The sequence below is a fragment of the Siphonobacter sp. SORGH_AS_0500 genome, assembly GCF_031453245.1.
GTDB lineage: Bacteria > Bacteroidota > Bacteroidia > Cytophagales > Spirosomataceae > Siphonobacter.
Genome location: NZ_JAVIYT010000001.1, coordinates 3,826,158 through 3,852,749, shown reverse-complemented (window position 1 = coordinate 3,852,749; position 26,592 = coordinate 3,826,158). Strand labels below are relative to the sequence as shown.

The following is a 26,592-nucleotide window of genomic DNA, read 5'->3' as shown; positions in this document are numbered from 1 at the left end:
TATCGTATCTTTTGTGTCTTCAGGACTAGACCGGGATGAATGAAGTCTAGTCCTTCGAGGTCGTACCTTAGAAATTAACGGTTAAGCCTAACAGGAATGTACGTGGCGTTGGATACGCATCCAGTTCAATACCTGAGGATAATGTACCTGCGGTCTGATCAGTGCTATTCGCTAGTGTTCTTCCGGGAAGCTCAGGAGTAAAGCCTGAGAATTTCTGGAAGGTTACCAGGTTTTGAGCCGTAGCGTACACGCGAATACCCTGCATTTTCCAGCTATCTGTTAACGTTTTAGGTAAAGTGTACCCTAACGAAATGTTATTCAGTCGCAGGTAGGAACCTGATTCGATGTAATAATCAGAAGCCAGAGCTACGTCGTTTGAAGGACGAGGGTTCGTGCTGGAGGTATTGGATGGCGACCACCAGTTCGTTACCGAAGCTTCGATGTTTTCATTACCAAAACGCTGGGCTTTCTTACCGTTGTAAATCTGGTTACCCAGGTTACCCGCAGCCGTTATGCTCAAATCGAAGTTTTTGTAACTTAAACCACCCGTCAAACCGAAGTAATATTTAGGCTGATACGAACCTTTGTACACCCGGTCATTGCCATTGATGATGCCGTCACCGTTGGTATCTACGTAACGAAGATCACCTACTTTCGCTGATGAAATGTGCGGGTAGGCATCTAACTCAGCCTGTGACTGGAAAATACCATTGGTCTGATATACATAGAAGCTACCGATGGGCTGTCCTTCAGCGGTTTGAGTTGTGATCTGACCGTTACCTAAGCTACCCGCTTGGATGGGAAGACCGCCGTTCACACGTTCAATTTTGTTATTATTAATCGTTAAGTTAACGCCAACGTTGTAACGGAAATCGCCTTTCTTTTCATTCCAGTTCAAGCCAAACTCAATACCACGGTTACGGATGTCAGCCGCGTTGGTTAAGTATTGTGAATCATTATCACCGAAAATGGCGTCAATAGGCTTGTAAATCAAAGCGTCACGGGTAAGCTTATCGTAGTAGTTTACTTCTCCCGTCAGACGGTTATTCAGCAAACCAAATTCCAGTCCTAAATCTTTCTCCGTTGTTACTTCCCAACGCAGGTTCAAATCCTTGATATCCTGAATCGTATAACCAGAAGCTAACTGACCATCAATTTGGTAATCCAGGTTAGAAGTCAGCGTATATAAGAAGGCGTTCGGAACGATTTTGTCATTACCTACCTGACCCCAGCTAGCCCGCAGTTTCAGCGTAGAGAATAGGTTCTGACCTTTCATGAACTCCTCGTTACCAATTTGCCACGCCGCACCAACGGATGGGAAAATGCTGGAGCGGTTATTGGAAGGAAACTTGCTCGAACCATCCTGACGAATCGTAGCGGTTAATAGGTAACGATCATCGTAGTTATAGTTTAAGCGACCGTAGTAGGACAAACGTCTTTCCAGCCCCATGCCGTTTTCATTCGTAGCCGTAGCCTGCGTACCCAAATTCAGCACCCAATAATTCGGATCATTCGGAACATTCAGACGAGAACCACCGAAGAAACTGGTTTTGTAACGTTCGCCCGTGAAACCCACCAGAGCATTGAAGTTATGCTTCTCGCCGAACGTTTTGGTATATGTTAACGTGTTATCCCAAACCCAGCGGTTGGCGTTATCATCGCGAAGCGTCAGTTGGCTGGTATTGTTCTGCTGATTACCCGATACTACATAAACCGGATTGTATTTGCGGTTATTGAAAGAACGGTTTTCAACGGCGAAGTTAGAGCGGAATTTCAGATCATCGGTAAGGTTCCATTCGGCGAATAAAACCCCCTGTAAACGTAAGCTAGTGGTATGATCGTTCGTGTAATTCAACTGAGCTACGGGGTTGGCTACGTTGTTCCGAAGGGTATAACCATAGCTGCCATCTTCATTATAAACCGGAACGATAGGAGCCTGCTTGTAAGCACTGGTAAAAGCGGAGTAAGGCTTGTTTTCGTTATTCTCCTGAGCCAGGTTAAGCGAAGCTCCAATTTTGAAGGACTTGCTGATCTGATAATCGTTGCTGGCACGGAGGCTTAAACGGCGGTAACCGTTTCCTTTCAGAATCCCATCATCGTAGAGGTAACCCCCACTCAGAAAATACGTACTTTTTTCAGAACCACCCGCTAAAGAGATGTTGTGGTTATGAACCAAAGCCGTGCGGGTAATGGCATCAAACCAGTTGGTATTCGCCTTAATATCAGCACTCGTGAAAGAAGGTTGCTGACCGGCCCGAATTAATGCCTCGTTTGAGAAATCAATGTATTGCTGAGAACCCGCCATAGGCACTTTACGCGAAGCCTGACGAACCCCAACGTAACCATCGTACGTCACACGAATAGCACCCGACTGACCGCGTTTGGTGGTTACTAAAACCACCCCATTTGCTGCACGCATCCCGTAAATGGCCGTTGCCGAAGCATCCTTTAGTACGTCCATTGAAGTGATATCCTGAGGGTTGATGTTCCGAATATCATCCGTAATTACTCCATCCACTACGTATAAAGGATCTGCACCAGCGAGCAACGTACCCGTTCCGCGGATACGAAGGGTAGGTACGCTACCAGGTTCCCCGGAAGAAGTAACCTGAACCCCCGCCAATTTACCCTGCATGGCTTGTGTTGCCGAAGCTACGGGTTGATTGACCAGATCGGCCGTTTTTAGGGAAGCTACTGCTCCGGTTAAATCTTTTTTACGAGCCGTACCGTAACCGATGGCTACTACTTCGTTTAAAGTAGAAGCGTCCGATTCCAGCGTGATCGTTACGTCAGTCGTTGCATTAGTTACGGTAACTTCTTTTGGTTTCATTCCTACGAAACTTACCGTTAGAACATCTCCTGCATTGGCATTAATGGAGAAACGTCCTTCAGCATCTGAGTTGGTACCACGGGTTGTACCCTTTATAGCGATAGTAGCACCGGGCAAAGCCTGATTGTCGTCGGCACTGGTTACTCGGCCAGTGATGCGACGTGCCTCCTGAGCATGACCTTGAGTCAGGATTAGGAATAGCATACAAAGCAACAAGTAATAAGCTTTCTTCATGTTAAGGAATTGTATTATTTGATGAGCAAAATTAAAATATCCAAGTAGGTGACCCCAAATAAAGCACCACATCATTACCACATCATTTTGATTCCTGGACTTGTATAGACCACATCATTCTTTCATATTTGTACTTATTGATGAGAAAATTGTTTTCAGAATTGGCTATAAATAGCATTCAGATAGTGAAAGAATGGATTAGAGAAAGAATGAGAGCGAATCAGGCCGTGCGGTGGTTCATCATTCTATGGTGTTGGAGTATAAGTGGCTACGGACAGGGATATATCGATCAGTTACAAAAGCTATGCCTTCCAGCAGTGCTCCATTTTTCGGCCAATGATTATCAGGCCCAGCGTCAAAACTGGAGTATTGCCCAAAATTCGGCCACTCGATTCATGTATGTGGGTAATTCCAAAGGCTTGCTGGAATACGATGGTCATACCTGGAAAAACTATGTACTTCCTCAGCGTCAGATCATTCGCTCTGTTGCGGTGGCCGATAATCGGATTTATACCGGAGCTTTGGGGGAGTTTGGGTATTGGCTGGCAGACTCGTTAGGAAGTTTAAAGTATCATTCGTTAACCCCTTTGCAGAAAGACAAGCGTTCCCGGCAGGAAGAAATCTGGAATATCTTACCGATGCAGGATGCCGTCTATTTTCATTCTTTTGCTTTTTTGTATCGTTATCAGAACAACCAGATAACTACCCTGCGAACACCCGGAAATGTGTTTTATGCCTTTCAGATTGACAATCGTCTGTTCGTTCAGATTTTTGAGAAAGGCCTCTATGAATGGATTGACGAACAATTTGTATTTGTAAAAGGTAGCGAGTTTCTGGGAAAAGAATGGGTGAGAAGTATACTCAAGGCTGGGGGCAATACGCTACAAATTGGTACGGATCGGGCCATGTATAGCTATGAGCAGGGGCAATTCGTTCGCCAGCATACGCCGGCGAGTCAGTTTCTGGCAGTAAATCAATTGAATAAAGCCATTCGAATTGATGAACATACGTATCTCTACGGTTCGGTGCTGAATGGGGCCATTATTACCGATGAAAACGGTCAGATTCGCTCGTATCTGAATCAAAAATCAGGACTTCAGAATAATACCATTCTAGCCTTACATCTGGATGCCGACGGGAATGTCTGGACGGGAACCGATAATGGAATTGATGCCATTCTGTTTAGTTCGCCGGTTCGTCATTATCAGGATCAGTATGGTTTGCTGGGAACGGTCTATGATGCGGCCCTTTACGAAAATGAAGTATACGTAGGGACTAATCACGGGGTATTTAAGGTAAAGAATGGCTCAAATGGGCCTGATATACAAATGGTTTCCGGGAGCCAGGGACAGGTTTGGGATCTGGAAGTAATTGATGGGAAGTTATTCTGTGGTCATAATGAAGGGACGTTCGTGCTGGAAGGCAACGCTTTTCGTCAGTTGTCCCATCTGACGGGTGGACTGGTGCTTCACGCCTTTGCTCAACATCCAGACGTATTAATTCAGGGAACGTACACCGATTTAGTGATTTACCGCAAGGAAAACGGACAGTGGAAATTCAGTCATACGCTATCGGGTGATTTTGCTTTAACTGATAACATCCTGGAATTAAAAGATGGTACACTTTGGCTAAAGCAGAAATACCGGGGCATTCGGGCCATCAAGTTGTCTGCTGATTTCAGGAAAGTAATCAGTAATATTTCCATCAAAGGTTTTCAGGATGCCGTTTTATCTGAAGTAGAAGGAGAGCCAGTGGTTAGCACGCAACGGCGGGCGTATTATCTTCAGAAATTCAGTCTGAGTACGATTCCTATTCTCGGTAATCAGGGGATTAAAAACATTTTTCCCATTGATTATAAATCGTACATGGTGTTGCGGTCGAACGGGTCGTTGGCTTATTGGGTACCCGGACAGCGAATCTCTGAGTTATACTTAAAGCACGTGCAGTGGGTGGAAGGCTACGAAAATGTGGTAAGCCTGGACCCGAAAACCCTGTTGATTTGTGGGGATGATGGCTTTTCCATTGTGCCCGTTTCCTACATCAATCATGGCAATAAGTTGCCGTATGCCCGGCCTAACATTCGGAAAGTAGCAGCGGAGAAATTTCTCAGCCGTTTTTATCCCAATCAGCCTGCGAATGAGCTTATACTTAAGTATTGGCAGAACAACCTCTCAGTTACCTATGCTTCCACTCAATTTGAAGCCGATATTTCCTATCAGTATCTGATCGAAGGAAAAATGCAGAACTGGTCGGCTTTGACGAAAAGTAATGAGCTGAATACCGGCCCTTTGGAACCGGGCTCTTACGTGTTAAAGGTGCGTTCGTCGGTTTCGGGGGAAGAGACAGCCTTACCCTTCGAAATTCGCCCGCCCTGGTACTGGAATATCTGGAGTCAGCTGGTTTACTTACTGATCATTACCATTGGCGTTTGGGTAACTTATCAGATTTATCTGAAGCGAATTCAAACGCATCAGCAGCGAATTCAGTCTAAAATGCAGAAGCAACTGGAAGACGAACAACGGCGTAATGAGCAGACGCTAACCGAAATTCGAAATGAACAGTTAAAAAAAGATGTAGATCGGAAATCAGAAGAGCTGGCGAATTCAGCCATGAACTTGTTACATAAAAACGAGTTACTCGAAACCATCAAAGAGGAACTGGATAAGCTACGGAAAGAAATGGGTCCTGATTTGGGCACAAAGCAGTATCGATCTTTAGTGCAGCTCATTGACCGAAATCTGGCTGACGAGCATAGCTGGGACATCTTCGAGTCGAATTTCAATGATGTGCACGACTACTTCTTCAAGAAATTGCTTGCCTCGTATCCCAATCTGACCTCTGGTGATTTAAAGCTGGCGGCTTATCTCCGCATGAATCTATCCAGTAAAGAAATTGCTCGCTTATTGAACATTACCGTAAGAAGTGTAGAACTGAAGCGGTATCGGTTGCGAGGCAAACTGGATTTGCCAACTGAACAAAATCTGAATGAATTTCTGATTAAGATCTAAATCAAAAAAGCCTGATGAAATCATTTCATCAGGCTTTTTTATACTTGAAACGTGATTACCGAAGTTTCAGCGTAACCAGCGTAAAGACGGCCAGAATAATGCTGATGATCAGAAAACGCATGACAATTTTAGGTTCTGGAATGTTCGATTTCTGATAGTGGTGGTGTAAAGGCGACATCTTAAAAAGCCGGTGCAACTTGGCATATTCCAGCCCATGACGCCGCTTTTGGTACTTAAAGTAACTCACCTGTAAAATAACCGACAGCGATTCAATCAGGAAAACGCCGCATAAAATCGGAATTAATAGCTCTTTCCGTAAAACAATGGCCAGCGTAGCAATCACACTACCCAGCATCAAACTGCCGGTATCTCCCATGAAAACCTGGGCCGGATAGGTATTGTACCAAAGGAAGCCGACGCAGGCTCCCACAAAGGCTCCGCAAAAGACGACGAGTTCGCCCGAAAGCGGAATGTAATATATGTTCAGGTATTGAGAGAAAATCTTGTTCCCTGATAAATAAGCCAGAATCCCCAGGGTCAGGCCGATAATGATGGAGTTACCCGCCGCCAGACCATCAATTCCATCCGTAATGTTTGCTCCATTGGAAACCGCCGTTACAATGACGATGACGATGAGGGTGTATAAAATCCAGGTGTATTCGTCGGGAAGAATCGAGTCGGGCAGGATTTTTGAATAATCAATTTCGTTGTTTTTGAAAAAAGGAACGTTCGTCAGGAATTCCTTGGTATCCGTAAATTTCCGAAGTTCGGCAAAGCCCGTCGGGGTGTTAATCCGTGCTTCTTCATAGACCCGAATTTTAATATCCGGGGAATAATGCATGGTCAACCCAATGAGAAGCCCGATTCCAACCTGACCCACAATTTTGAAGCGGCCCGGTAAGCCTTCTTTATTTTTTCTGAAAACCTTAATGTAATCATCCACGAAGCCAATTAGACAAGTCCAGACGGCAGAGATAAGCAAGAGGATGACGTATATGTTATCGAGCTTGGAAAACAACAGTACCGGAACGACAATGGCTAGCAGGATAATGAAACCACCCATCGTAGGGGTTCCTTTTTTCTGCATTTGTCCTTCGAGGCCCAAATCACGAATGGATTCACCGATTTGCAGGCGTTGCAAATACCAGATGATTCGTTTTCCAAAAACAATTCCAATAATTAATGACGTAACTGTAGCCGCTGCCGTCCGGAAAGTTAAAAATTGAAAAACCCCCGCTCCCGGAAAATTGAAGGTTTTATCGAGATAGTCGAAAAGATAGTAAAGCATACTAGGCTACAAAATGATAATGTGGGTACTAAGTTCTGTAAAACGCGGCAAATCGCCTTACTCAACTTTTAAAATACCCGAATTTTGGCAGATTTATACAAAAAAAGCCCGCACTTGCGGGCTTTTTCAGGAGATAAAAAGGACTATTCTACGTCAAGATGAGTGATTTTGTACACGTAACGGTCGATTTGGAAGCGACCCGTGCCTTCTTCGCCAATAACGTCGAAGAGTTCCAAGGCACGACGAGCGTTGATTTCTTCTTCTACTTGTTCTTTCACAAACCACTGTAAGAAGTTCTCTGTTGCGTAATCTTCAACCCGGCGGCAAAGGGTAACCAGACGGTTGATGGAATGCGTAACGTTGATTTCGCTTTGCAGAGCCGCTTCGAAAATGCTACGGAACGAAGGGTAATCGTGAGGAACGGGTCCTACTTCTGGTGAATAAGCCATCACGCCTTGGTCTGCCAGATAGTGGAAAATCTTTAACATGTGCTCACGCTCTTCTTCAGCTTGTTTGTAGAAGTATTTCGCAGAGTACAGGTAACCATTTACTTCACACCATGAAGCCATGGCCAAATATTTTGAAGAAGCCTCAGCTTCCATTTTTACTTGTGCATTTAATGCTAATTCAACTTCCTCTTTTAATGAGGTACGGAGGCGTTGCAAATCTTTCATGGGTACTTTATTATGTTTCTAATGAGATAGTTCAAAAAAGTATGCTCGTTGCTATGGTCTTGTGCTTTTTTAAGAAGTGTGCAAGACTTTCTACACCACAAAAGTAGGGGTGCAAGGACAGAAAGCAATACTAACTAGTTGAAAAAGAGTAATTTAGAAAGAATCTCATTATAAAACTAAATAAGGCCCGATTGAACGAATCCAATCGGGCCTTATCTTAAAATCAAGTATGTCTTTCTAGCTTAGGAAGCGTAGGTATACAAAGCTTCGTGAAGCATAGAGTTTAAATCTAAAGCAAACTGAGTGCCTGAAAGTAAGTCACGTAACTGAACCAGATCACAGAGCGTCAACACTAATTGCTGATTGGATTTGGGAGCTTCGATTACTTCGAAATCATAGGCATCATCCAGATTGAAAATCATGTCGTGCAGATTCACGCGGTCTACTTTACGACGGAACGAGACAAAATCAAGGTAACGAAAAGCGATAACCTGTTCTCCAAAAGTTAAAATAATCCGATTAGTCAAATCACATTGTTGCGTAAAGCCTTTAGCCGTACGGTACAGTTCATGAAGGGTAAAAGAATCTTTCAAGGAAGTACTGATTTAATCGTGCGTGAAAATCTTCTACAAAGATAGGTCACAAATCCTGATCAGAACAAATTATTTAGATTGAATAAAAATTATTTCAAAATTATTTGGATTGAATCTAAATAATATACTTCCTTTGTGGTGTCTAAGATGGACTAATGGTTAGGGGACAGCTTTTACATCTTAAGCACTCCATCGTTTTTTTGCTCGTTGTTATTAGGAAAAAGCCTTCGCTCTGCGAGGGCTTTTTTTATGAAGGCCCCTTGGTTGCCCTCTTTCTTTCTTAATCATCTAGCGATTTTATAGATCCCATGAACAACAACTACCTTTTGTCTTTAATGCTGTTGCTATGCAGTACGGGACTTTGGGCACAATCTGGCCGCATTCAGGGTGTAATTACCAGTTCGGATGGAAAACCTTCAGAGCAGGTAACGGTCACCATTAAAGGTCGTTCCAACGGAGTTACTACGGACGAGTCAGGGCGTTATGCCTTCGAAAAAATAAAAGTAGGTACGTATACGCTCAGGGTTAGTTTTATCGGCTTAAAGACGCAGGAACGTCAGGTGGAAGTTCGTGAAAACGAAACCACGCAGGCCGACTTTACCCTGGAAGAAACGTCGGAGCAATTGCAGGAGGTAATCGTCACGGCTGCTAACAAATACGGTAAAAAGGAGAGTGAATTTGTGGCTCGTCTTCCTATCAAAAACCTGGAAAACCCGCAGGTCTATTCCACGATTTCGAAAGAGTTACTAAAGGAGCAGGTCATTACCAACTTTGATGACGCTTTGAAAAATGCTCCCGGTATTGACAAGCTCTGGACTTCAACCGGACGTGGGGGAGATGGTGCGGCGTATTTTACCATGCGTGGCTTTACCCTTCAGGCCAGCATGATTAACGGAATTGCGGGTTTGTCGAACGGTGGGCTGGACCCTGCCAATATCGAACGGATTGAACTCATCAAAGGTCCTTCGAGTACGCTTTTCGGCGGAAGCCTGGTTAATTTTGGCGGATTAATCAATATGGTTACCAAAAAACCTTACGAAACGAAAGGCGGTGAAATTACGTATACCGGCGGAAGTTTTGGTTTGAACCGTCTCACGGCTGATATTAACACTCCTCTGACAGATAAGGTATTATTCCGTTTCAACGGAGCCTATCACTATGAAGGAAGCTTCCAGGATGCTGGTTTTAAACGTACGGGTTTTGTTGCTCCCTCAATTATTTATAAAGTTTCTGATCGCCTGACTTTCCACCTGAATACTGAATTATATACATCGGAAGCTACCAATCCTCTGATGGTATTTCTAAATCGTTCACGTCAACTAATTGCCAGAACTCCTCAGGAATTAAATATTGACTGGAATCGCTCATTCACTGCCAACGATATTACCGTTAAGACGCCGACGCTTAACGTCTATGGTCAGATGAACTATAAATTGTCGGATCAGTGGACTTCCCAAACGAATGTTTCCAGGAGCGTTCGCCGTTCGGTTGGTGTGTATTCTTACGTAATGTTCCTGGATGCAACGAGAGTTCCAACGGATACGCTGTTGAGTCGTTACGTGGGTGATCAGAATTCTACGAGTACCACCACGGATATTCAGCAAAACTTCATTGGTGATTTCAAGATTGGAAGCCTCAGAAATCGTCTGGTCGCTGGTTTGGATTACCTGAACGTGAAGTCAAATAATTATTCATCTTATGTTTTATTTGACAACGTGAATAGCGTTCGGGTGAATGATCCTCGTTACGGGCGTCTGACCCGCTCGGCTATCGATGCAAAACTGGCTACCGGAACTCCTTCCAGAAGTACTACAGATGCCTCTACCTACAGCGTATATGCCTCCGACGTATTAAACATCACGGATCAGTTACTGGTCATGGCGAGTCTGCGTTTTGATCACTTTGATAATAAAGGAAGCTATAATGTAAGCACCGGAGTTACCTCAGGAGCCTATACCCAAAACGCCGTTTCTCCTAAACTAGGGGTGATTTATCAAATTCTGAAAGATCGCCTCTCCGTTTTTGGTAACTACATGAATGGCTTTCGTAACGTGGGCAATACCACTCAGCCCGACGGAACAGTGAGTGTATTCAAACCTCAGCAGGCGAATCAGTGGGAAGGTGGTTTGAAAATGGAGATTTTGAAAGGCAAACTATCAGGTAATGTGAGCTACTATGACATCTACGTAACTAACGTAACTCGCCCCGATCCTGATCGTGTAAGCTATACGATTCAGGACGGTAACGTTTCTAGCAAAGGGGTTGAGGTAGATATTACGGCAAACCTATTACCCGGACTGAATCTTATTACGGGTTATAGTCACAATGATAGCAAAAACGAGAAAACTGATGCTGGAAGTGTGGGGCGAAGACCTGTAGGAGCAGGCCCCGCCGATCTGGTAAATGCTTGGATTAGTTACAGCCCCACAAAAGGAGCTTTGAAAGGTTTTGGGATTGGCGTAGGCGGTAACTACGCCGGAAAAAATAGAATAACCAATTCTGCGGCAACGGGTGTTTTCACAATCCCTGCGTATACGGTTCTGAATGCTTCTCTGTTCTACAATACGCCTGCGTTCCGTTTTGCATTGAAGGCTGATAACTTTACAAACCAGCAATATTGGAGAGGCTGGACGACGGTTGAAGTACAGAAACCTGCCAGCGTTTCGGCTAGCATTGCTTTTAAATACTAGGCTACTTTTTTCGGACAGAAAAAACTTCCTGAATAAATATAATACCTATCTTAAAAACCCTGCCCGACTAGGCGGGGTTTTACTTTATATTAGCCATCCATACGGGTTTTTGTTCGCTCAAATGGCTTTTATGCGAGTTAGGCATCAATTCAGTTGTACTTTCATAAAATTCCGAACAAGTTCGCGTCGTTCTCTAGTTCGGGAGTTTAGAAACCCTCCACAAGCATTTTGAAATCTATGCGTATTCTCTGGTTACGAACCTTCTATTTTTCAGCATTATCAGCTTCGGTACTTTTATTAACCCAGTGCAATAACGACGGTGGTCGTAAAAGGGGGAATCAAGGGGTCGAATCTGACCCTGTTACCGAAACAGCGTCAGTGACGGAAGCTCCGGCTGATAAACCCGCCCCTAAAAACTTAAAAGCCAAGTTATACCTCGAAGCCAGTGGCAGCATGTTTCCTTACGATGCGGCGGGTAGTACGGGTGAATTTGACGAAGCTTTACAGAATTTATTAACGCCTTTCGAAGCCCAGAAACCCGGCTCGACGGAATTGTTCGTGGTGAATGATAACGTGTACCCAATGGGCGTTAACTTCCAGCAGTTAGTAGAACAGCCGAATGTTTTTACGCTGGCAAAAGACAAAGGCGATTCTCGCCACACCGACTTTAGTCTGATTTTCAAGACCATTCTTTCGGATTTGAAAGAAGGAGAAGTAGGCGTATTATTCTCGGATCTGATTTATTCGACGGAATCAACGGCGGCTCAGTCTTCCGCTAAAATTCTGGCGGATGTCGAGACCTTAATGCAAACGACTTTTGCCGGAAAAACGAAAGATAAATCGTTATTGATCCTGAAGTTAAGCGGAGCCTTCAAAGGAACTTATTACCCGCACAACGGGGGTGGCAAGCCTTACAATGGTTCTCGTCCGTATTACATCGCTTTGATGGCGAATAATGCTACGATGAAAGCCTTACTGTCGGATGAAAAGTTTGAGTCTTTAGCCCGTTTCAAAGACCTTCCCGGCTTTGAGTCGTTTCATTACTTCACCAGTGCAAGCGATAATGTTCCTTTCTATACCATTCTGTTGAAAGATGCCGAACAGGCCGGACAGTTTGAGCAAAGTCGTCAGGAACGAAAAGAAAGCAAAGAGGCTATTCACACGATTGAAAATATTGAGGCCGACCGCAAAACTCGCGGCTTAACCCTGGCCGTTGGCGTTGATCTGGGAGGTTTTTATCTACCTGATTCCTATAAAACAGACCCTAAGTCGTACGAAATAGAATCAGATGAAGGGTTTAAAATTCAGAAAATTGCAGCCGAAAAGGGCCCGGAAGGGTACACGCACAAGTTTTTACTAACTACCGCAGAACCACAGGGTGGGGGAAAACGGGAAATTACGCTCCGACTGAAACGCAAGTTTCCACCCAGCTGGATTACCCAAACCACTACGCAGGATGATAGTAACCCTAAGTCGGATGATTTCTCGGAAAAGACTTTTGGAATCCTGAACTTTACCCGGGGTATCGAGAAAGCCTATAACCCTCAGCAAGCCAATACCTACTTTACGATTACGCTCAATCTACACTAATGGAAAATCTGCTTTACGACTTTTACGCTCTCTTTACCGAACGCTCGCTTCTGGATGATTTGTATGACGAGCATTTGTTAACCTCCCTGACTACCACCCTGGTGGTGTTTGTGCTGATTGGGATTGGAGCTTATTACTTTGGCATGAACAAAGTTCGTTATGCCAAAGCATCGACCTGGTTACTCGTTTTGGGTAGCAGTGCGGTATTAACCATGATTGTAGCGATTGTTACCTGCTCCCAGAAAGCAGATCAGGAAATTCCCCGCCGCAAAGGCCATCCCGAACTGGGACGCTACTTTGATCAGGGCGGAAGTGTGTTTTTTGGCTTTGGGTTTGAAATGTTTTTACTGGCTGCGGTACTCTTTTTCATACTATCACTAGCCGTAAAAAACCTAAGCACCAACAACCGAAAAATTCCATTTTAGAGTTTAATGTTTTGCGTTTGGGGTTTTGAGTTTAGGGTTTTGCTAAATAAGTTAAATTACAAATCCAGAACCACTATCATAGGATAGCTTAACACAAAATCACTACAACAGGAACGAGTAAAGAGTTTGGTTCGAAGTGTTACGAGGTATATTAACTCAAAACCCCAAACTCAAAACGACAAAAGAACTCCTATGTCTCGACTTTTTTTATTTGCGATTGGCGGTACTGGAGCTCGGGTGGTCAAGTCGTTGACTTACCTGCTGGCTTCAGGGGTAAAACTCCGCAATACCACGCAGGTGGTTCCTATTTTGATGGACCCACACGCTGAAAATAAAGATCTGAAACGAACGAAAGAAATTCTGAATTATTACCAGAATGTTCGTTCCTCGCTCCAGAATCCTCCGGCTGCGGGATTGTTCGGCACGGATATACAAACCCTGAAACGTCAATTACCCAGTGCGGCCATTTCCGATTCGTTTCAGTATGAACTGAAGGGAGTAAGCGATGAAAAATACGGCAACTACATTGGTTACGACTCGCTCGATGAAGCGAACGAAGCCCTGGCCGGATTGCTTTTCTCCAGAGAACAACTCGATACCAAAATGGATATTGGCTTTGTCGGTAATCCTAACATCGGGTCGGTAGTATTGAACCAGTTTCGGGAATCTGAGGAGTTCAAAGCTTTTGTAAGTTCGTACAAGAAAGAGGATAAAGTCTTTATCGTCAGTTCTATTTTCGGCGGAACGGGAGCTTCAGGGTTTCCCCTGATCCTGAAAAACATTCGGGGATATGGCGGGTCGGATGCTAAAGACGTTCGCGAAGCCCGGATTGGAGCCGTGTCGGTACAGCCTTATTTTGACGTGTATTCGGCGGGTGCTCAGGATAAAGCGATTGATAATGCTACGTTTATTTCAAAAACCAAAGCAGCTCTGGGGTATTACCAGAATAGTCTTTCCAACAAGGAATACCCGAAACTGAACGCCCTGTATTACATCGCTGAAAGTTACCGCAGTCCTAATGAGTATGATCCCGGAGCGGGTGGGCAGCAAAACGACGCTCATTACGTGGAAATGATCTCGGCTTTATCGATTGTCGATTTTTGCGAACATACCAGTGAGATGGAGTGTACCGTTCGGGACGGACAGATCATTGCCCGGAACCCTCGCTATGCCGAATTTGGACTCAACACCAGCAACTCCCGACTCAACTTCACGGATTTCGTGGATCGGTCCCGGCAGGTTTTTGCCCAGCCTTTAACCAAGCTGGCCATTTTAAGTCAATACCTGAAAACCCGCGTCGAACGGGATAGCATTCTGGGTAGTAACAGTGCTCCCTGGACAAGTAAGGAAGCTCCGAAAATTGGTTCTGATTTTAAGCAAACGAAGTTCTACCGGAATCTGCACGATTTCAATGAAAACTTCCGGGCGTGGTTATCGGAAATGAATGATCAGGATCGGAATATCTTCAATAAGCGAACCTTCAGACCTTTTAATCTGGCGACGGAAGATCTGGGTAAATTTATACCAGGCTTTGAGCGAACGAAGAAAAACTTTATTGGTAAGACCGTTGATGTTCAGATTGAAATGAACAAGGGTGATTTTGATGAGTATCTCAATGCCGAATCGAAAGGAAAAACCTTTGTTACGGCAGAAGATAAATTCCTGAGTCTGATGAATACCTGCACGGAGCAGTTCGTGCAAAAAGAATACCCACAACTAGCCGCTAATTAACAGAGCCGCTGCCAACGTGGCCCGGCCCGCTTTTTCGCGGGTAGCCCAGGATTTTGATTCAGCAAAACCCCGCTAGTTGTTGCACGAAAATAGATTGAGACTTCAATTTGAAAGAAGCTATGGCTGATCAGTCACTTAAACGCGAACTTAACCTGCATGATCGTTCGGCTTCGGTCGATGGTCACTGGTTCGTGTCGCAACCTTATACTACGGATTTAATCGAAGCCATTGAAGACAAAGCCAAGGGCGATACCGAGAAAGATCCGACGTCGATTCCCAGTCCATTCGCTCGTTTCGATCTGGTAAAATCGGCCTTTCGTAATTTGATTTTATACAGCGATCTCAAGGGTTCCCTGAATGACGAACGTCTGGTTTCGGCTTGTTTTGACGTGGGAGAAATCTTCTTCAATTTCGATAAATTCAAGTCGCCCAAAGGCCCGCTTCGCATCATTACCTGGGATCGGGAGCAGGCTCTTCGAACCTTACAGAATGGTTCACGTAACCATCAGCGGTTAGGTTCGGCTCTGGATTTATACCTGCGGGAAGATGCCGCCAGTTATAACTTCACGGGTTTACGCAAGCTCTTTATTTTGCAATACCAAAGCCGCGAAGGAACGGGGGTAATCGGAGGAACTTCTCCAGCTACACTCTTTTTCAACGCTCCTAATCACCTGGAATTTGTGAACATTCATTTCGGTAATCACCGGGTGTTTGATCGCAATAATCCCGTTCCTCTGCATGATCGGGACGTTGAATATCAGGTGTTTTGGCATGGATTGAAACGCTTTATGCCGGGTTTCCGGGAAATGTATCCAGAAGTTTCAGAATACCTGAGCCGTAGTCTGGAATTACTGCACGCCCGCGATTACGAAACCTGGCAACGCATTGGAGCCAATGGTCAGAACCTACGGGAAGAGGCCTGGAACTCCGATTTCCCTGAACTGGAATTCGATACTAATTCCATTGTTGAATTTGCTTCGTTGTCTTCAGGGCCAGCGTTCAAAATGCGGAAAGCCGCGTCAGGACCAGAAGTTATTCAAGGCTTAAGCCATTTCCTGATCAGCCCGACCGAGGAACTCGACGAATACGGGGTTCGTAAACAACGATATACCGATCGGCCTGCTCCGATGGTGTTATCGAAAGACTTTTTCGAACCTATTCCTTACACCCGAATCCCGTGGCGGGATTCGATTGAGGTGAAACATTATGTACCGGAAGACTGGCGAACCAATCAGCGGCAGTTACCCGGACAGGCAGATTTTTATCCGTACCTGACTACCAGCGATTTCCTGGAGCCCCATTTGATTCGTCTGGTGTATCCTATTAACTCGCAACGCTTTTTCGACGGCGGTTTACGACACGTTCAGAAAAGTTATTTATTACCTCTGAAACCCGATTTCTTCGAGTTTTTCTCGGCTCAGGATTTAATGCGGGGTGGGGAAGTAAGCATTCAGATGGAAGAGCGGGCCGGAGGTTCGGTGCGGGTTACGCTTCAGATTCCATTAGGTAAATGGGATGCCTCTCAGCAGAAAGTAATTTCTACGGGTCGTTTCCTGAAGCTTTCGCGGATGTATTACGATGATCCGACCAAAACGCCGAGTGAAGAGAAAAACGAAGGGGTTATTGCGGAACATCAGTTTGGATTAACGGTATTCCCTTTTGTGAAAATGAAGCGGGTAACCATGCCGAACTTCAAACCGATGTACCGGGTACATCTGGTGGACCGCGATGTATCGGCTCAAAGCTTCAAAAACGAGTATAAACTAAGTTTTTACGACGAAAAAAATAAGCTAATTACGGTTCCTCAAAATCGGATTCGTCCGCGTAGTCAGAAGGATTTGAATAAGGGGGCAAAGTCAGAAATTCAGGTGATTGAATCTGATTTTGAGCGGATAACCGTGGAAGTAGCCGGACATCGGGGCGTTATATTACCGAAGTTTGAAGTGCGGGAAATGAAGGATACCTTCTTCCGCTTTGCCGTTGACTTTGGGACTACCAACACACACGTAGAGTTCACCACTTCGGAAGATTTTCAGCCCCGGCCCTTTACTATCGACGATGACGTTCAAATCGCTACCCTCATCGATCCCGGCAGTACGGAGGCTCTGAATAGCCTAAGGGCCAACGACATTACGGAGCTGGTTCCGCAGGAGCTGATACCCGAGCATTTGGGCGATGCATATTTGTGTAAATTCCCGCAACGCACGGCTCTGATTGAAAACCGCCCTAATTTCTCAGGTGAAAATCTGTATGGCTTTGGGGACTTTAATATTGGATTCCTGTACGAAAAACGGAATATTCCAAAGGACGATTACACGGTTTCAACGAACCTGAAATGGTCGGATTTTAGCAAGAACATCAAGGCTCAGAAGCGGATTGAAGGCTTCCTGCAATCGCTGTTATTACTCATCCGTAATAAGGTTCTGATTAACGGTGGTAACCTGGCTCATACGGAATTACTCTGGTTTTATCCGTTGAGTATGCTTGAAAATCAGCGTAATTACTTCGAAGGTCTTTGGAACAAGCTCTATGCCGAAACCATTACGCAGGAGCGAATGCCACGAAAAGTGCCTGAAAGTATTGCTCCTTTTTACTGGTACAGTCGGGGCGGCGGAAGTAGCCAATCTATTGATTCTAACATTTACCCCACGGCCCTGATTGACATCGGAGGGGGTACGGCAGACGTGGTAGTTTTTGAGAAAAATCAACCTAATGTGCTCACATCGGTACGTTTTGCGGGTAATGCGGTGTTCGGCGACGGTTTTGCCCGGGACGGAGCAGCGGCCCGAAATGGATATGTCAAAAAGTATGATCCTGAAGTAACCGCTCACCTGTCTGCTAACTTTAGCAACCTGGGGGCGGCATACAAGGCAATCAAGGATAATAACCGTTCGGAAGATATTGTAGCGTTTTATTTCTCGTTGAAAAACAATCGTGATTTAAGCGAAAGAGCGGCTTATGATTTCAACGACCGTCTAGCGAACGACTCTGATCTGAAGATTGTGCCGCTGGTGTTTTACACGGCTCAGATTTATCACCTGGCCCGATTAATGAAAGCTAAAGGCAAAGACATGCCCCGGTACATTGCTTTCAGCGGAACGGGTTCCAAGATCCTGGATATTCTGACGCCTCGAAATGTAGCACTGTCTGATCTGGCCATGTTAATCTTCGAGAAAGTGTACGGACAGCCGTACCATGCCGATGGGCTGGACATTGTTCGGGAGCGTAATTCTCCCAAAGAATCGACCTGTAAAGGAGGTCTCAAAATGCCGGGCTTAAGCTTTATCCGCGAAGATGACGGACGATTGGAAGCGGATATGGATAAGATTAAAACGGTATTGCTCGGTACTAAAGAAGATCGCTTGATTGTGAGAGGAGATACGTACCAGAAGATTGATAATGAGGTATTGCAAGGCGTAGCCGATGAGGTTCGGGAATTCGTGGAAATGCTCTTTGGCCTTGAATTCTCCTTCAGTGGAAAATTTGGGGTAAATGAGGGCCGACTCGAACAATACAAGAGCACGTTGTTAAGAAATCTTCTGCAAAATGTACACAGTGGCTGGGAGATGCGACGCGAAGGACTGGAAAACCCTAACACTCCGATTGAAGAAACGCTCTTCTTCTATCCGCTGGTTGGGGCCCTGAACCAGCTCGCCTGGGAAGCTGCCAATTAATGTAGTTTTCAGTTTTCTGTTTACCGTTTGGAAGTTAACCACAGAGTTTCACGAAGTTTTACACGGAGTAACTCTGAGCAATACTTTGTGAAACTCTGTGGTTAATATATTCCTTTACACAAATCATAATAGAAAACTAAACGAACAACCTCAATTCTTAGAAAATATGCGTCGATTATTGTTATTAACCTTGGCTTTGTGCTACACGACCTTAGCCTTTGCCCAAACCCCTCTGGCTACTCAGAAAGATATATTTAAGGAAGCAGGAGGTAAAAATACAACGGCCACGTACGGTGAATTTCACAAAAAGTTGAGTACTTTCTTTAACGGAAGTAAAGCATTACCCAATGTCTCTGGCCTGCTTGATCAACTGAAACCCTACCTGCAAAAGCCTCTGGATGATCAGGATAAACTTAAAGTGGAGAAAATTCTGAACGATCTGGAAAACCTGACAGAAAAAGATGCCAAGGGCCAGAAGGTGTCTATCTTACAAACGCGGGTGGCTCTGGGCAGTTTCGTCGAAAACCTGCGGAACAACCTGGATGGGCAGGATGCCATGATGGACAGTGATACTACTTTATCCGACGGAACGGAAGTAATGCCTGATACGGCGGCCCATGCGGCCCTCGACGGCGTTCCTTTCATTGTGGGTAAGTCTCAAGACTCACCCTGGGTTTGGTGGATTGTTTCAGGCGTGAGCATTCTGGCCGCTATTGGATTAGGCTATCTCTATTGGGATGAGAAGAAAAAACGTGACCATCTGGAGCGGCAAATGCTGAATACTTCCAGTCAGGCCAGCCAGAGCTTCGTAAAAATGCAGCAACTGGAAAAACAGGTTCCACAGTTAATTTCCAAGATCAAAGAATATGAAAAGGCCCTGGCCGAATACGACCGGGCTTTGAAAGAAAGTCAGGAAAGAGGCGAAAACGAACGGAAACGCTGGTTGCAGGAAATACAGAACCTTCAGGCCGCTATGACACCGCCGCCGGTTCATCCTACACCCACACCGCCTGCCTTTACATCGGTGCCGCCGGTTTCACCCGTGCCTCCGATTGTGGAAAAACAACCCGAAGAAATACCGCCAGTGATAGAGCCTCAACAGGAGCCTTTGCCTGACGAAGATCCAACGTTGGAAGAAACATGGGCAGAAGATGTGCGTAAAGAGCCGGAAGCCTTTTATCTTTCTACTCCGAATAAAGATGGTTCGTTCCGGGATGTCAGAAGCGTTCAGTTTGACCCTTCTCAATCTTTGTATCACGTTCGCATCACAAGTCCTTATAACGCAGAGTTTGAATTCGTGAACGATCCTGCCTTGGTCAGTGAAGCTCTACGGTATCCCGAAACGTTTCTGGACCCGGTTTGTGAGTACGGCGGAGGCATTGAATTCGGAGCCCGTAATATTACCACAATCCAGAAAGGAAAATTAGTGAAAACCGACTTCGATTCCGATCGCTGGGAACTACAACATAAAGCAATCATTCGCTTTGAAAATTAGAGGCGTTTAGGGTTTTGAGTTGGGCGTTTAGGGTTGATGATCTATAAGATTCACTCCTCGAACAAAAACTCAAAACTCTCAACGCTAAACTCAAAACACATCATGGTTCAAATTATTGAAATCGTTATTATTCTGGGAATTCTGGCGGCTCAGGGCTGGGTCTGGCAGAATACACGGGGGAAGATTAAACGATTTCGTGAGTTAATACCCGAAGGCTCCGCTTTTACGTTACGACGGTTTCGGGTTTTACGTCAGGATTTAGAACAACTTTCTACGCGTGAAGTACTGACGCAGATAGATAGTCTTTCCCAACGGACGCAGGTAACTAGTCTGCAACTCGAAGAATTGACCCGTCGGGAAGATCAGTTAGTGGTTTTATTATCGAAAGAGCTACATGACGTGATGCGTCAGGAGGCGGAAGAGGAGCTACGGCAAATTCGGGAAGACATCTGGAATTTCAAGACCATGCATCCGAGCCGTGAAACCATTGAAGTGCCTTTGATTCTTTCCAAGGATAAGTCGGCAGGCATCAGCAAGATTCTGGAGAGCATGAATACCTACCTCATTCGGAACCGAACTTCACTGGCAGATTTTAACCTTCTGCGTGACATCACAGATCGAAACCTGGATGCTGAAGAGGAGGGAATCAGCCTGACCATGCCCATTCCGCTTTACCTGGGCCTGATGGGAACAATGGCCGGGATTGTCATTGGTTTGTTTGCCATGCCCAACGTAGGTTCCGCGAGTTTTCTGGATGGCGATGGACTGAATAACCTGATTGGCGGTGTGAAAATCGCGATGCTGGCGAGCTTGGCAGGTTTGTTGTTAACGGTGTTGAATAACTGGTCTTTTCGGGATGCGAAATCTACACTGGAAGCTCAGAAACAGACGTTTTTCTCTTTTCTGCAAACGGAATTATTACCTATTTTATCGGAAGGCGTTAATACTGGTATTTTCACGACGCTGAACCGAAGTATCCAGGAGTTTAGTACGTCCTTCCGGGACAACGTACAGGAACTAAGTGGCATGGTCGACAAAAACCATGCATCGCTCATGGCTCAGCAAAAAGCTCTGGATATGTTACAACAGGTAGACCTGAATCGGGTAGCGAGCTTTAATGTGCAAGTATTGAGTCAACTGGATCAGAGTTTGAGTGCCCTTGAAAAATTTGGGTATTACCTCAATCAGTTGAACGGACTGGTGGATAATACGCAAAAAATTGTGGAGCGGACTCAGAATGTAGAAGACATATCCGTTCAGATTTCCAAATCATTACAACAATCTCAGGATTTATATCTGTATCTGACGAGCCATTTTAAACACCTCGATCAGCACGGCCAGGCCTTCAACAACAAAGTAGGGCAATACGATGATTTGATTGATCAGAGTTTGAAATCGCTGGATCGTACGATTCACAGCCAGTTGAAAAGCATTGAGGATATTAAAATCCGGGAGATTAATGCGACGGACGAATACTTCAGTCAAAACCGCGATAAACTTAGCAAGCTGGATTATCTGGAGTTACTGGAACGAAATGCTACCGATTATCAACGCAAAGATTCCATTCGTCAGGAGCAGATCCAACAGCAACTGGAATCCCTGGGTCGCCAGCAGGCTCAGACGTTACAACTGCTGGAGCGGATGGCTAAACGTCTGGAAAAAGGAACGTGGGGACGAATGTTTTCGGCTAAAAGTTAAGTAGTTGATTGTTTTTAGCGGCTGCGGTTGTCGGTTGATAGAATACTAAAAACTATCAATTACTTAACTCAGGTAGCTCCCTACTGATTTACAAAGAATGTATCCTGGCCGTTCTATGGAAGCAATAGAGGCCGCATTGAATTATCTTTCGTGAAAACCAAACATCCCGACTTCTTCTGGCCTAGTTATACGGACTTAATGACGAGTCTCTTTTTCGTCATGCTGGTGCTGTATGTGCTGACGGTGGCGATCCTGAAATCCAAAGAACGGGGTTATTTGAGCGACGCTCTGAAATACCAGCGGATTCAAACCATTGAGCGGGCCTTGCAGGAGCTAAACGGTACATATTTCAAGTACGACGAGAATAACAAACGCTTTCGCCTGGGAGTAGACGTCAATTTCCGCCCTAATAAAGCCGATATGGAGGAACTGGATTCCCGTACCCGTCGGGAGTTACTGGAAGCCGGAAGGGTATTATTCGGTAAAATTAAAAAGGTCGCGAGGGAAAACCCTGATGTTAGTTACATGGTGGTAGTAGAGGGAAATGCCCAGCGAGCCAACGATAACTGGCAAAGTGCTTTTGGCCGACAAAATGGCTACGAGTTGAGTTACCGAAGAGCTCTGGCTCTGGTGGATTTCTGGAAACGGAACGGAATTAATTTCGACCAGTTTAAAAATTGTGAAGTATTAATTGTAGGCAGCGGCCACTTTGGAAAATCACGTGATCCACGGAACGAAAATGCGAACCGTCGGTTTACCATACAAATCACCTCCAAAGTCGGTAAGTCCCTATGAAAATCTATTACCTTTCGCTGCTGTTACTGGCAGGATTAACCAGTTGTGCGGGCTGTTCAAAAACGGGTAACCACCGTCACCGACCTGATTCGACCCAGCGGAATTAACGCTCCAGAACCTTATTGGAGGGCTCGGGGGCTAACGCCGCTAATCGTCTTTACCATGATTTCATTCCCAAACGCAAAAATTAATTTAGGCTTATACATCACCGAAAAACGGCCTGATCGGTTTCATAATCTGGAATCTGTATTCGTGCCCGTGGGCTGGACAGATGTATTGGAAATCCTTCCCGCAGAAGAAACCAGTTTTCGTAGTTCGGGCATTCCCATTCCCGGCGATGCTTCTACTAATCTGTGTCTGAAGGCCTACGAAAGCCTGAAAGAAGACTTTTCATTACCGCCCGTGTGGATTCATCTCCATAAAGTAGTACCCATCGGAGCGGGTCTGGGAGGAGGTTCCTCGGATGCTGCCTTTACGCTTAAAATGTTGAATGAGCTTTTTGACTTAAAGCTTACAAATGATCAGCTAGAGGCTTATGCTCGCCCTTTAGGGAGCGATTGTGCCTTTTTTATTCGAAATGAAGCAAAATTCTGCTCTGGTAAAGGAGACGAATTCTCGGAAATCATGCTTAATTTAGCTGGAAAGTCAATTATTCTGATTTATCCGAATATTCATAGTTCAACGGCGGAAGCCTATGCCAGCGTTACCCCAAAGGCAGCTCCAACTGACTGGCAAGAAGTTTTGCAACAATCCGTTGATACCTGGAAAGACGTGGTTCATAATGATTTTGAAACGTCCTTATTTCCTCTATATCCAACCCTGGAACAACTTAAGCAACAGCTTTACGAAGCGGGGGCTAGCTATGCAAGTATGTCTGGATCAGGTTCAACGGTATTCGGTATTTTTGACAATGATATTCCAGACGGTCTGGGAATGGGTTATACCTGCTGGAAAGGAAAGTTGTAAGATATTACCACTGAATGATTCTTTATTTTTCAAGAGGGAATTTGCATAAAACCGCCAGCTGCCCATGAAAGACGAGAAAAAACAACTAAAAGCCAAAGACGGTAAACGTTCAAATGATTCGATGAACTGGCTTACCAAACGAAGAGAACCCATGGGATTTATGCTCCGTCTGTCAATGATGGGGAGCGTACTATTCTTTCTCTTTATTATTATTGCCTATATGCTTCGCCGTCATGGCGACGAACAGTGGAGTGAGGTAACCTTGCCTCGTATTTTCTGGTTTTCAACCACCGTTATATTAACCAGTAGCCTGACTTTACATTCGGCGGTGAAAGCCTTCCAGAAAGAACATTTTCTCAATTACCGAATTATGCTCGGGCTGACGCTGGCTTTGGGAATCGCATTTGTCGTTTTTCAGATCATAGGCTGGCGGCAAATGTTCGTTCGGAATACGTCGATTCAGGATAATGTAGCAGAGGGATTTATTTATATTATCTCTGGTTTACACGTATTACACATTCTGGGTGGATTGTTTTTTATGCTTCGTAATTTCATACAGGCCATTCGTAACCACAAGTATCTGGATTCTTACGTGTATAGCGTTAATCCTCCCAATCAGTTAAAAATCCGGCTGATGACTTACTACTGGCATTTTGTCGATGTCCTTTGGATATTGCTGTTTGCTTTTATGGTTTATAATCACCGACGATAATAGAAAAGGTTCGCTTCCCAAAGCGGACCTTTTTCATAAATCAGGGTCTTAAAAGGGCATAGATATGTTCATCACACACCTTTTTATTTTTGATAACTGCTTGCTTTAAGATGGCTTCTTTCTGAAAGCCTGCTTTTTCCAGCACTCGCATGGAAGGTTCGTTATAAGCCAGCACGCCAGCCCATAAACGACGAGCGTCGGGAGCAATAATCCATACCTGTTCGATCCATTGTTGTAAGGCCTGGGTCATGATTCCTTTTCCCCAGAAAGGCTCGCCGAGCCAGTACCCCACCTCTACGCTAATGCGGTGAATGTCATTACCCACCGCCGCTCCGATACAACCCGCCAGTTTTCCATTGACAACGATGGCCTGATTGGTGTGAGGCTTTTTCTTACTGGTAGCAAATTCAATCCAGGCACGGGCGTCGTCGAGGGTATAGGGAGAAGGAAAGATATCCCGAACATTTCTAAAAATACGGGGATTATCCGCCAGTTTAGCCAATTGTACTTCATCTTCAGCAAGAAAAGATCGGATACAAACATCCATAAACTTAGATTCAAAAAGTAGAGCTTATATAGTGGATAGTAACTCATGCGATTTAGAAAAGATCAGGCATTTCCCGAGTAGCTGGCTTAACTTTTTTTTGAGAAAAGTAATCTAGAACTCATCCATATGCCCGAATCGCAACTCTTTTCTACAGCTCAGTTAGGAGCAATTGAACTTTCCAACCGAATCGTGATGTCACCTATGACGCGTAGTCGGGCAACGGTTGACCATGTCCCGACGGAAGCGATGGCCGTCTATTATGCTCAGCGGGCTTCGGCAGGATTAATCATTACAGAAGGAACGGGTCCTTCGATCAACGGAACCGGTTATGCCAGAATTCCGGGGATTTGGAATGAAGAGCAAATTCTGGCCTGGCGAACGGTTACGGAAGCAGTACACGACCGGGGTGGTAAGATCTTCCTTCAGCTCATGCACACGGGTCGGGCTTCGCACGCCCTGAACATGCCGGAAGGTGGATTGATTGTAGCCCCTTCGGCGATTCAGGCAAAAGGGAGTATTCAAACCGACCAGGAAGGATTACAGGCATTTGTGGTCCCCAACGAAATGACGGTAGGGGAAATTCAGGATGCCATTAAAGAATTTGTACAGGCGGCCACTAATGCCATTACCGCTGGTTTTGACGGTGTCGAATTGCACGGAGCCAACGGGTATCTGATTGAGGAATTCATCCGTCCCAGCAGTAATAAACGAACAGATGCGTACGGGGGAAGTACGGAAAATTACGCTCGTTTTTTACTGGAAGTAGCGAAAAAAATAGCGGAGGTTATTGGCAAAGATCGGTTAGGAGTAAAGTTATCGCCTTATGGGGAAGGAAATGACATGCCTTACGACCAGTCTTATGACGAGATCTATAAATACCTGGCTGACCAGTTAACGGAACACGTTACGTACGTTCATCTCATTAGTAAAGGAGAAGAAACACAGGCCTTAGAAAGCTATTTTCGTCAGCACTTCAACGGAACTCTGATTCTTAACGGAGGGTATACCAAAGAAAAGGCGGAAGAGGATATAGCGAAAAACAACGCCGACCTGATTTCCTTTGGGCAGTTATTCATCGCCAATCCTGATTTACCGGAACGTTTCCTGCAAAATGCTCCGCTAGCCGAGGCTGATCCGACTACTTTTTACACCCCCGGTGAAAAAGGCTATACCGATTACCCCAAGATGGACGAGGAGTAATAATTGTCAAATGAATTGACAATAGGAATCATGCCGATTTTTACTTAGGTCTGCTTAGACCGCTAGTCCTATTTTTCGTTCATTTTAGTCTTTTCAGCCAGAGAATACCTCCAAACTTAGGGGAGTATCTTAACTACTAAGTTCAGGAGGTATTCTCGTTTGATAAGCCTTCCTGAAATTCTCCCGCAGTCGCTCGGCTCTGGCCGAGTGACTACCTGGCTCTAGGCCTCTGGCCGGTAGAGTTCGAAATAGTAGAAGGCCAGAGAACAACTTTTCCCAACCCAAAACAGGCTTGTTAATAGCGGACAGAGGCCTACCAGACTACCTCGTTACTCAGCTCTAGCCGAGCAACGGCGAGGGAATCTTATGATGTAGTAAACGCCGTTTAACCCGAAATTTTGGTTTTGAAAGGGTAGAGGTGCGACTTTATCGCGTCTGCCTC

The 26,592-nt window shown here is 45.1% G+C and carries 17 protein-coding genes; 12 read left to right on the top strand and 5 right to left on the bottom strand.

Features of this window, described 5'->3' with window-relative positions:
- Positions 1-67: 67 nt before the first annotated feature.
- Positions 68-3,064 (bottom strand): TonB-dependent receptor, encoded by a 2,997-nt coding sequence (locus tag QE357_RS16420; RefSeq protein ID WP_309709694.1) that lies wholly within the window; start codon positions 3,062-3,064, stop codon positions 68-70.
- A 209-nt stretch (positions 3,065-3,273) separates the two neighbouring features.
- Between QE357_RS16420 and QE357_RS16415 the strand changes: the two genes are divergently transcribed.
- On the top strand, positions 3,274-6,072 hold the full coding sequence (locus tag QE357_RS16415) for a two-component regulator propeller domain-containing protein (protein WP_309709691.1): 2,799 nt from the start codon (positions 3,274-3,276) through the stop codon (positions 6,070-6,072).
- A 55-nt stretch (positions 6,073-6,127) separates the two neighbouring features.
- Here the strand turns inward: QE357_RS16415 and mraY are convergent, their stop codons facing one another.
- The 3 genes from mraY to QE357_RS16400 form a co-directional block, all read right to left on the bottom strand.
- On the bottom strand, positions 6,128-7,360 hold the full coding sequence (gene mraY / locus QE357_RS16410) for a phospho-N-acetylmuramoyl-pentapeptide-transferase (RefSeq protein ID WP_106635230.1): 1,233 nt from the start codon (positions 7,358-7,360) through the stop codon (positions 6,128-6,130).
- 143 nt (positions 7,361-7,503) lie between these two features.
- Positions 7,504-8,034, bottom strand: coding sequence for a ferritin (locus QE357_RS16405; RefSeq protein ID WP_106635231.1), 531 nt, complete (start codon positions 8,032-8,034; stop codon positions 7,504-7,506).
- Between the two features lie 242 nt (positions 8,035-8,276).
- Entirely contained in the window at positions 8,277-8,627 is a 351-nt protein-coding gene (locus tag QE357_RS16400; RefSeq protein WP_106635232.1) for a hypothetical protein, read from the bottom strand.
- A gap of 308 nt (positions 8,628-8,935) precedes the next feature.
- On the opposite strand from QE357_RS16400, the gene QE357_RS16395 reads away from it, so the two are divergent.
- From QE357_RS16395 to QE357_RS16350, 10 genes are all read left to right on the top strand, one after another.
- Positions 8,936-11,317: a TonB-dependent receptor gene (locus tag QE357_RS16395; RefSeq protein WP_309709686.1), complete on the top strand. Its 2,382-nt coding sequence runs from the start codon at positions 8,936-8,938 to the stop codon at positions 11,315-11,317.
- A 237-nt stretch (positions 11,318-11,554) separates the two neighbouring features.
- Positions 11,555-12,907 (top strand): hypothetical protein, encoded by a 1,353-nt coding sequence (locus QE357_RS16390; RefSeq protein WP_309709683.1) that lies wholly within the window; start codon positions 11,555-11,557, stop codon positions 12,905-12,907.
- Positions 12,907-13,332 (top strand): hypothetical protein, encoded by a 426-nt coding sequence (locus QE357_RS16385; protein WP_309709680.1) that lies wholly within the window; start codon positions 12,907-12,909, stop codon positions 13,330-13,332. The genes QE357_RS16390 and QE357_RS16385 overlap by 1 nt, the downstream gene beginning before the upstream one ends.
- Before the next feature lie 192 nt (positions 13,333-13,524).
- Positions 13,525-15,063, top strand: a complete 1,539-nt coding sequence (locus QE357_RS16380) for a hypothetical protein (protein ID WP_307140962.1) — start codon at positions 13,525-13,527, stop codon at positions 15,061-15,063.
- A gap of 119 nt (positions 15,064-15,182) precedes the next feature.
- Positions 15,183-18,737: a cell division protein FtsA gene (locus tag QE357_RS16375; RefSeq protein ID WP_309709675.1), complete on the top strand. Its 3,555-nt coding sequence runs from the start codon at positions 15,183-15,185 to the stop codon at positions 18,735-18,737.
- 166 nt (positions 18,738-18,903) lie between these two features.
- Positions 18,904-20,232, top strand: coding sequence for a hypothetical protein (locus QE357_RS16370; protein WP_309709672.1), 1,329 nt, complete (start codon positions 18,904-18,906; stop codon positions 20,230-20,232).
- Between the two features lie 102 nt (positions 20,233-20,334).
- Positions 20,335-21,930, top strand: a complete 1,596-nt coding sequence (locus QE357_RS16365) for a hypothetical protein (protein WP_309709668.1) — start codon at positions 20,335-20,337, stop codon at positions 21,928-21,930.
- Between the two features lie 150 nt (positions 21,931-22,080).
- Complete coding sequence (locus QE357_RS16360) at positions 22,081-22,725, top strand: hypothetical protein (RefSeq protein WP_232793553.1); 645 nt, start codon at positions 22,081-22,083, stop codon at positions 22,723-22,725.
- Between the two features lie 162 nt (positions 22,726-22,887).
- The gene (gene ispE, locus QE357_RS16355) at positions 22,888-23,691 is read left to right on the top strand and encodes a 4-(cytidine 5'-diphospho)-2-C-methyl-D-erythritol kinase (RefSeq protein ID WP_309709665.1); all 804 of its coding nucleotides are present in this window, start codon (positions 22,888-22,890) and stop codon (positions 23,689-23,691) included.
- A 64-nt stretch (positions 23,692-23,755) separates the two neighbouring features.
- The gene (locus QE357_RS16350; RefSeq protein WP_232793554.1) at positions 23,756-24,403 is read left to right on the top strand and encodes a cytochrome c oxidase subunit 3; all 648 of its coding nucleotides are present in this window, start codon (positions 23,756-23,758) and stop codon (positions 24,401-24,403) included.
- A gap of 40 nt (positions 24,404-24,443) precedes the next feature.
- Here the strand turns inward: QE357_RS16350 and QE357_RS16345 are convergent, their stop codons facing one another.
- Positions 24,444-24,950 (bottom strand): GNAT family protein, encoded by a 507-nt coding sequence (locus QE357_RS16345; RefSeq protein WP_309709658.1) that lies wholly within the window; start codon positions 24,948-24,950, stop codon positions 24,444-24,446.
- Between the two features lie 126 nt (positions 24,951-25,076).
- Here QE357_RS16345 and QE357_RS16340 point away from each other — a divergent pair, with 126 nt between their 5' ends.
- A complete protein-coding gene (locus QE357_RS16340) occupies positions 25,077-26,150 on the top strand; it encodes an alkene reductase (RefSeq protein WP_309709655.1) in 1,074 nt (357 codons plus the stop codon).
- The last annotated feature ends 442 nt before the right edge of the window (positions 26,151-26,592 follow it).

Excerpts from the sequence above, each read along its gene's own strand:
- QE357_RS16420 (WP_309709694.1), bottom strand. The coding sequence starts at position 3,064 with ATGAAGAAAGCTTATTACTTGTTGCTTTGTATGCTATTCCTAATCCTG.
- QE357_RS16415 (WP_309709691.1), top strand. The coding sequence starts at position 3,274 with ATGAGAGCGAATCAGGCCGTGCGGTGGTTCATCATTCTATGGTGTTGG.
- mraY (WP_106635230.1), bottom strand. The coding sequence starts at position 7,360 with ATGCTTTACTATCTTTTCGACTATCTCGATAAAACCTTCAATTTTCCG.
- QE357_RS16405 (WP_106635231.1), bottom strand. The coding sequence starts at position 8,034 with ATGAAAGATTTGCAACGCCTCCGTACCTCATTAAAAGAGGAAGTTGAA.
- QE357_RS16395 (WP_309709686.1), top strand. The coding sequence starts at position 8,936 with ATGAACAACAACTACCTTTTGTCTTTAATGCTGTTGCTATGCAGTACG.
- QE357_RS16390 (WP_309709683.1), top strand. The coding sequence starts at position 11,555 with ATGCGTATTCTCTGGTTACGAACCTTCTATTTTTCAGCATTATCAGCT.
- QE357_RS16385 (WP_309709680.1), top strand. The coding sequence starts at position 12,907 with ATGGAAAATCTGCTTTACGACTTTTACGCTCTCTTTACCGAACGCTCG.
- QE357_RS16380 (WP_307140962.1), top strand. The coding sequence starts at position 13,525 with ATGTCTCGACTTTTTTTATTTGCGATTGGCGGTACTGGAGCTCGGGTG.
- QE357_RS16375 (WP_309709675.1), top strand. The coding sequence starts at position 15,183 with ATGGCTGATCAGTCACTTAAACGCGAACTTAACCTGCATGATCGTTCG.
- QE357_RS16370 (WP_309709672.1), top strand. The coding sequence starts at position 18,904 with ATGCGTCGATTATTGTTATTAACCTTGGCTTTGTGCTACACGACCTTA.
- QE357_RS16365 (WP_309709668.1), top strand. The coding sequence starts at position 20,335 with ATGGTTCAAATTATTGAAATCGTTATTATTCTGGGAATTCTGGCGGCT.
- ispE (WP_309709665.1), top strand. The coding sequence starts at position 22,888 with ATGATTTCATTCCCAAACGCAAAAATTAATTTAGGCTTATACATCACC.
- QE357_RS16350 (WP_232793554.1), top strand. The coding sequence starts at position 23,756 with ATGAAAGACGAGAAAAAACAACTAAAAGCCAAAGACGGTAAACGTTCA.
- QE357_RS16345 (WP_309709658.1), bottom strand. The coding sequence starts at position 24,950 with ATGGATGTTTGTATCCGATCTTTTCTTGCTGAAGATGAAGTACAATTG.
- QE357_RS16340 (WP_309709655.1), top strand. The coding sequence starts at position 25,077 with ATGCCCGAATCGCAACTCTTTTCTACAGCTCAGTTAGGAGCAATTGAA.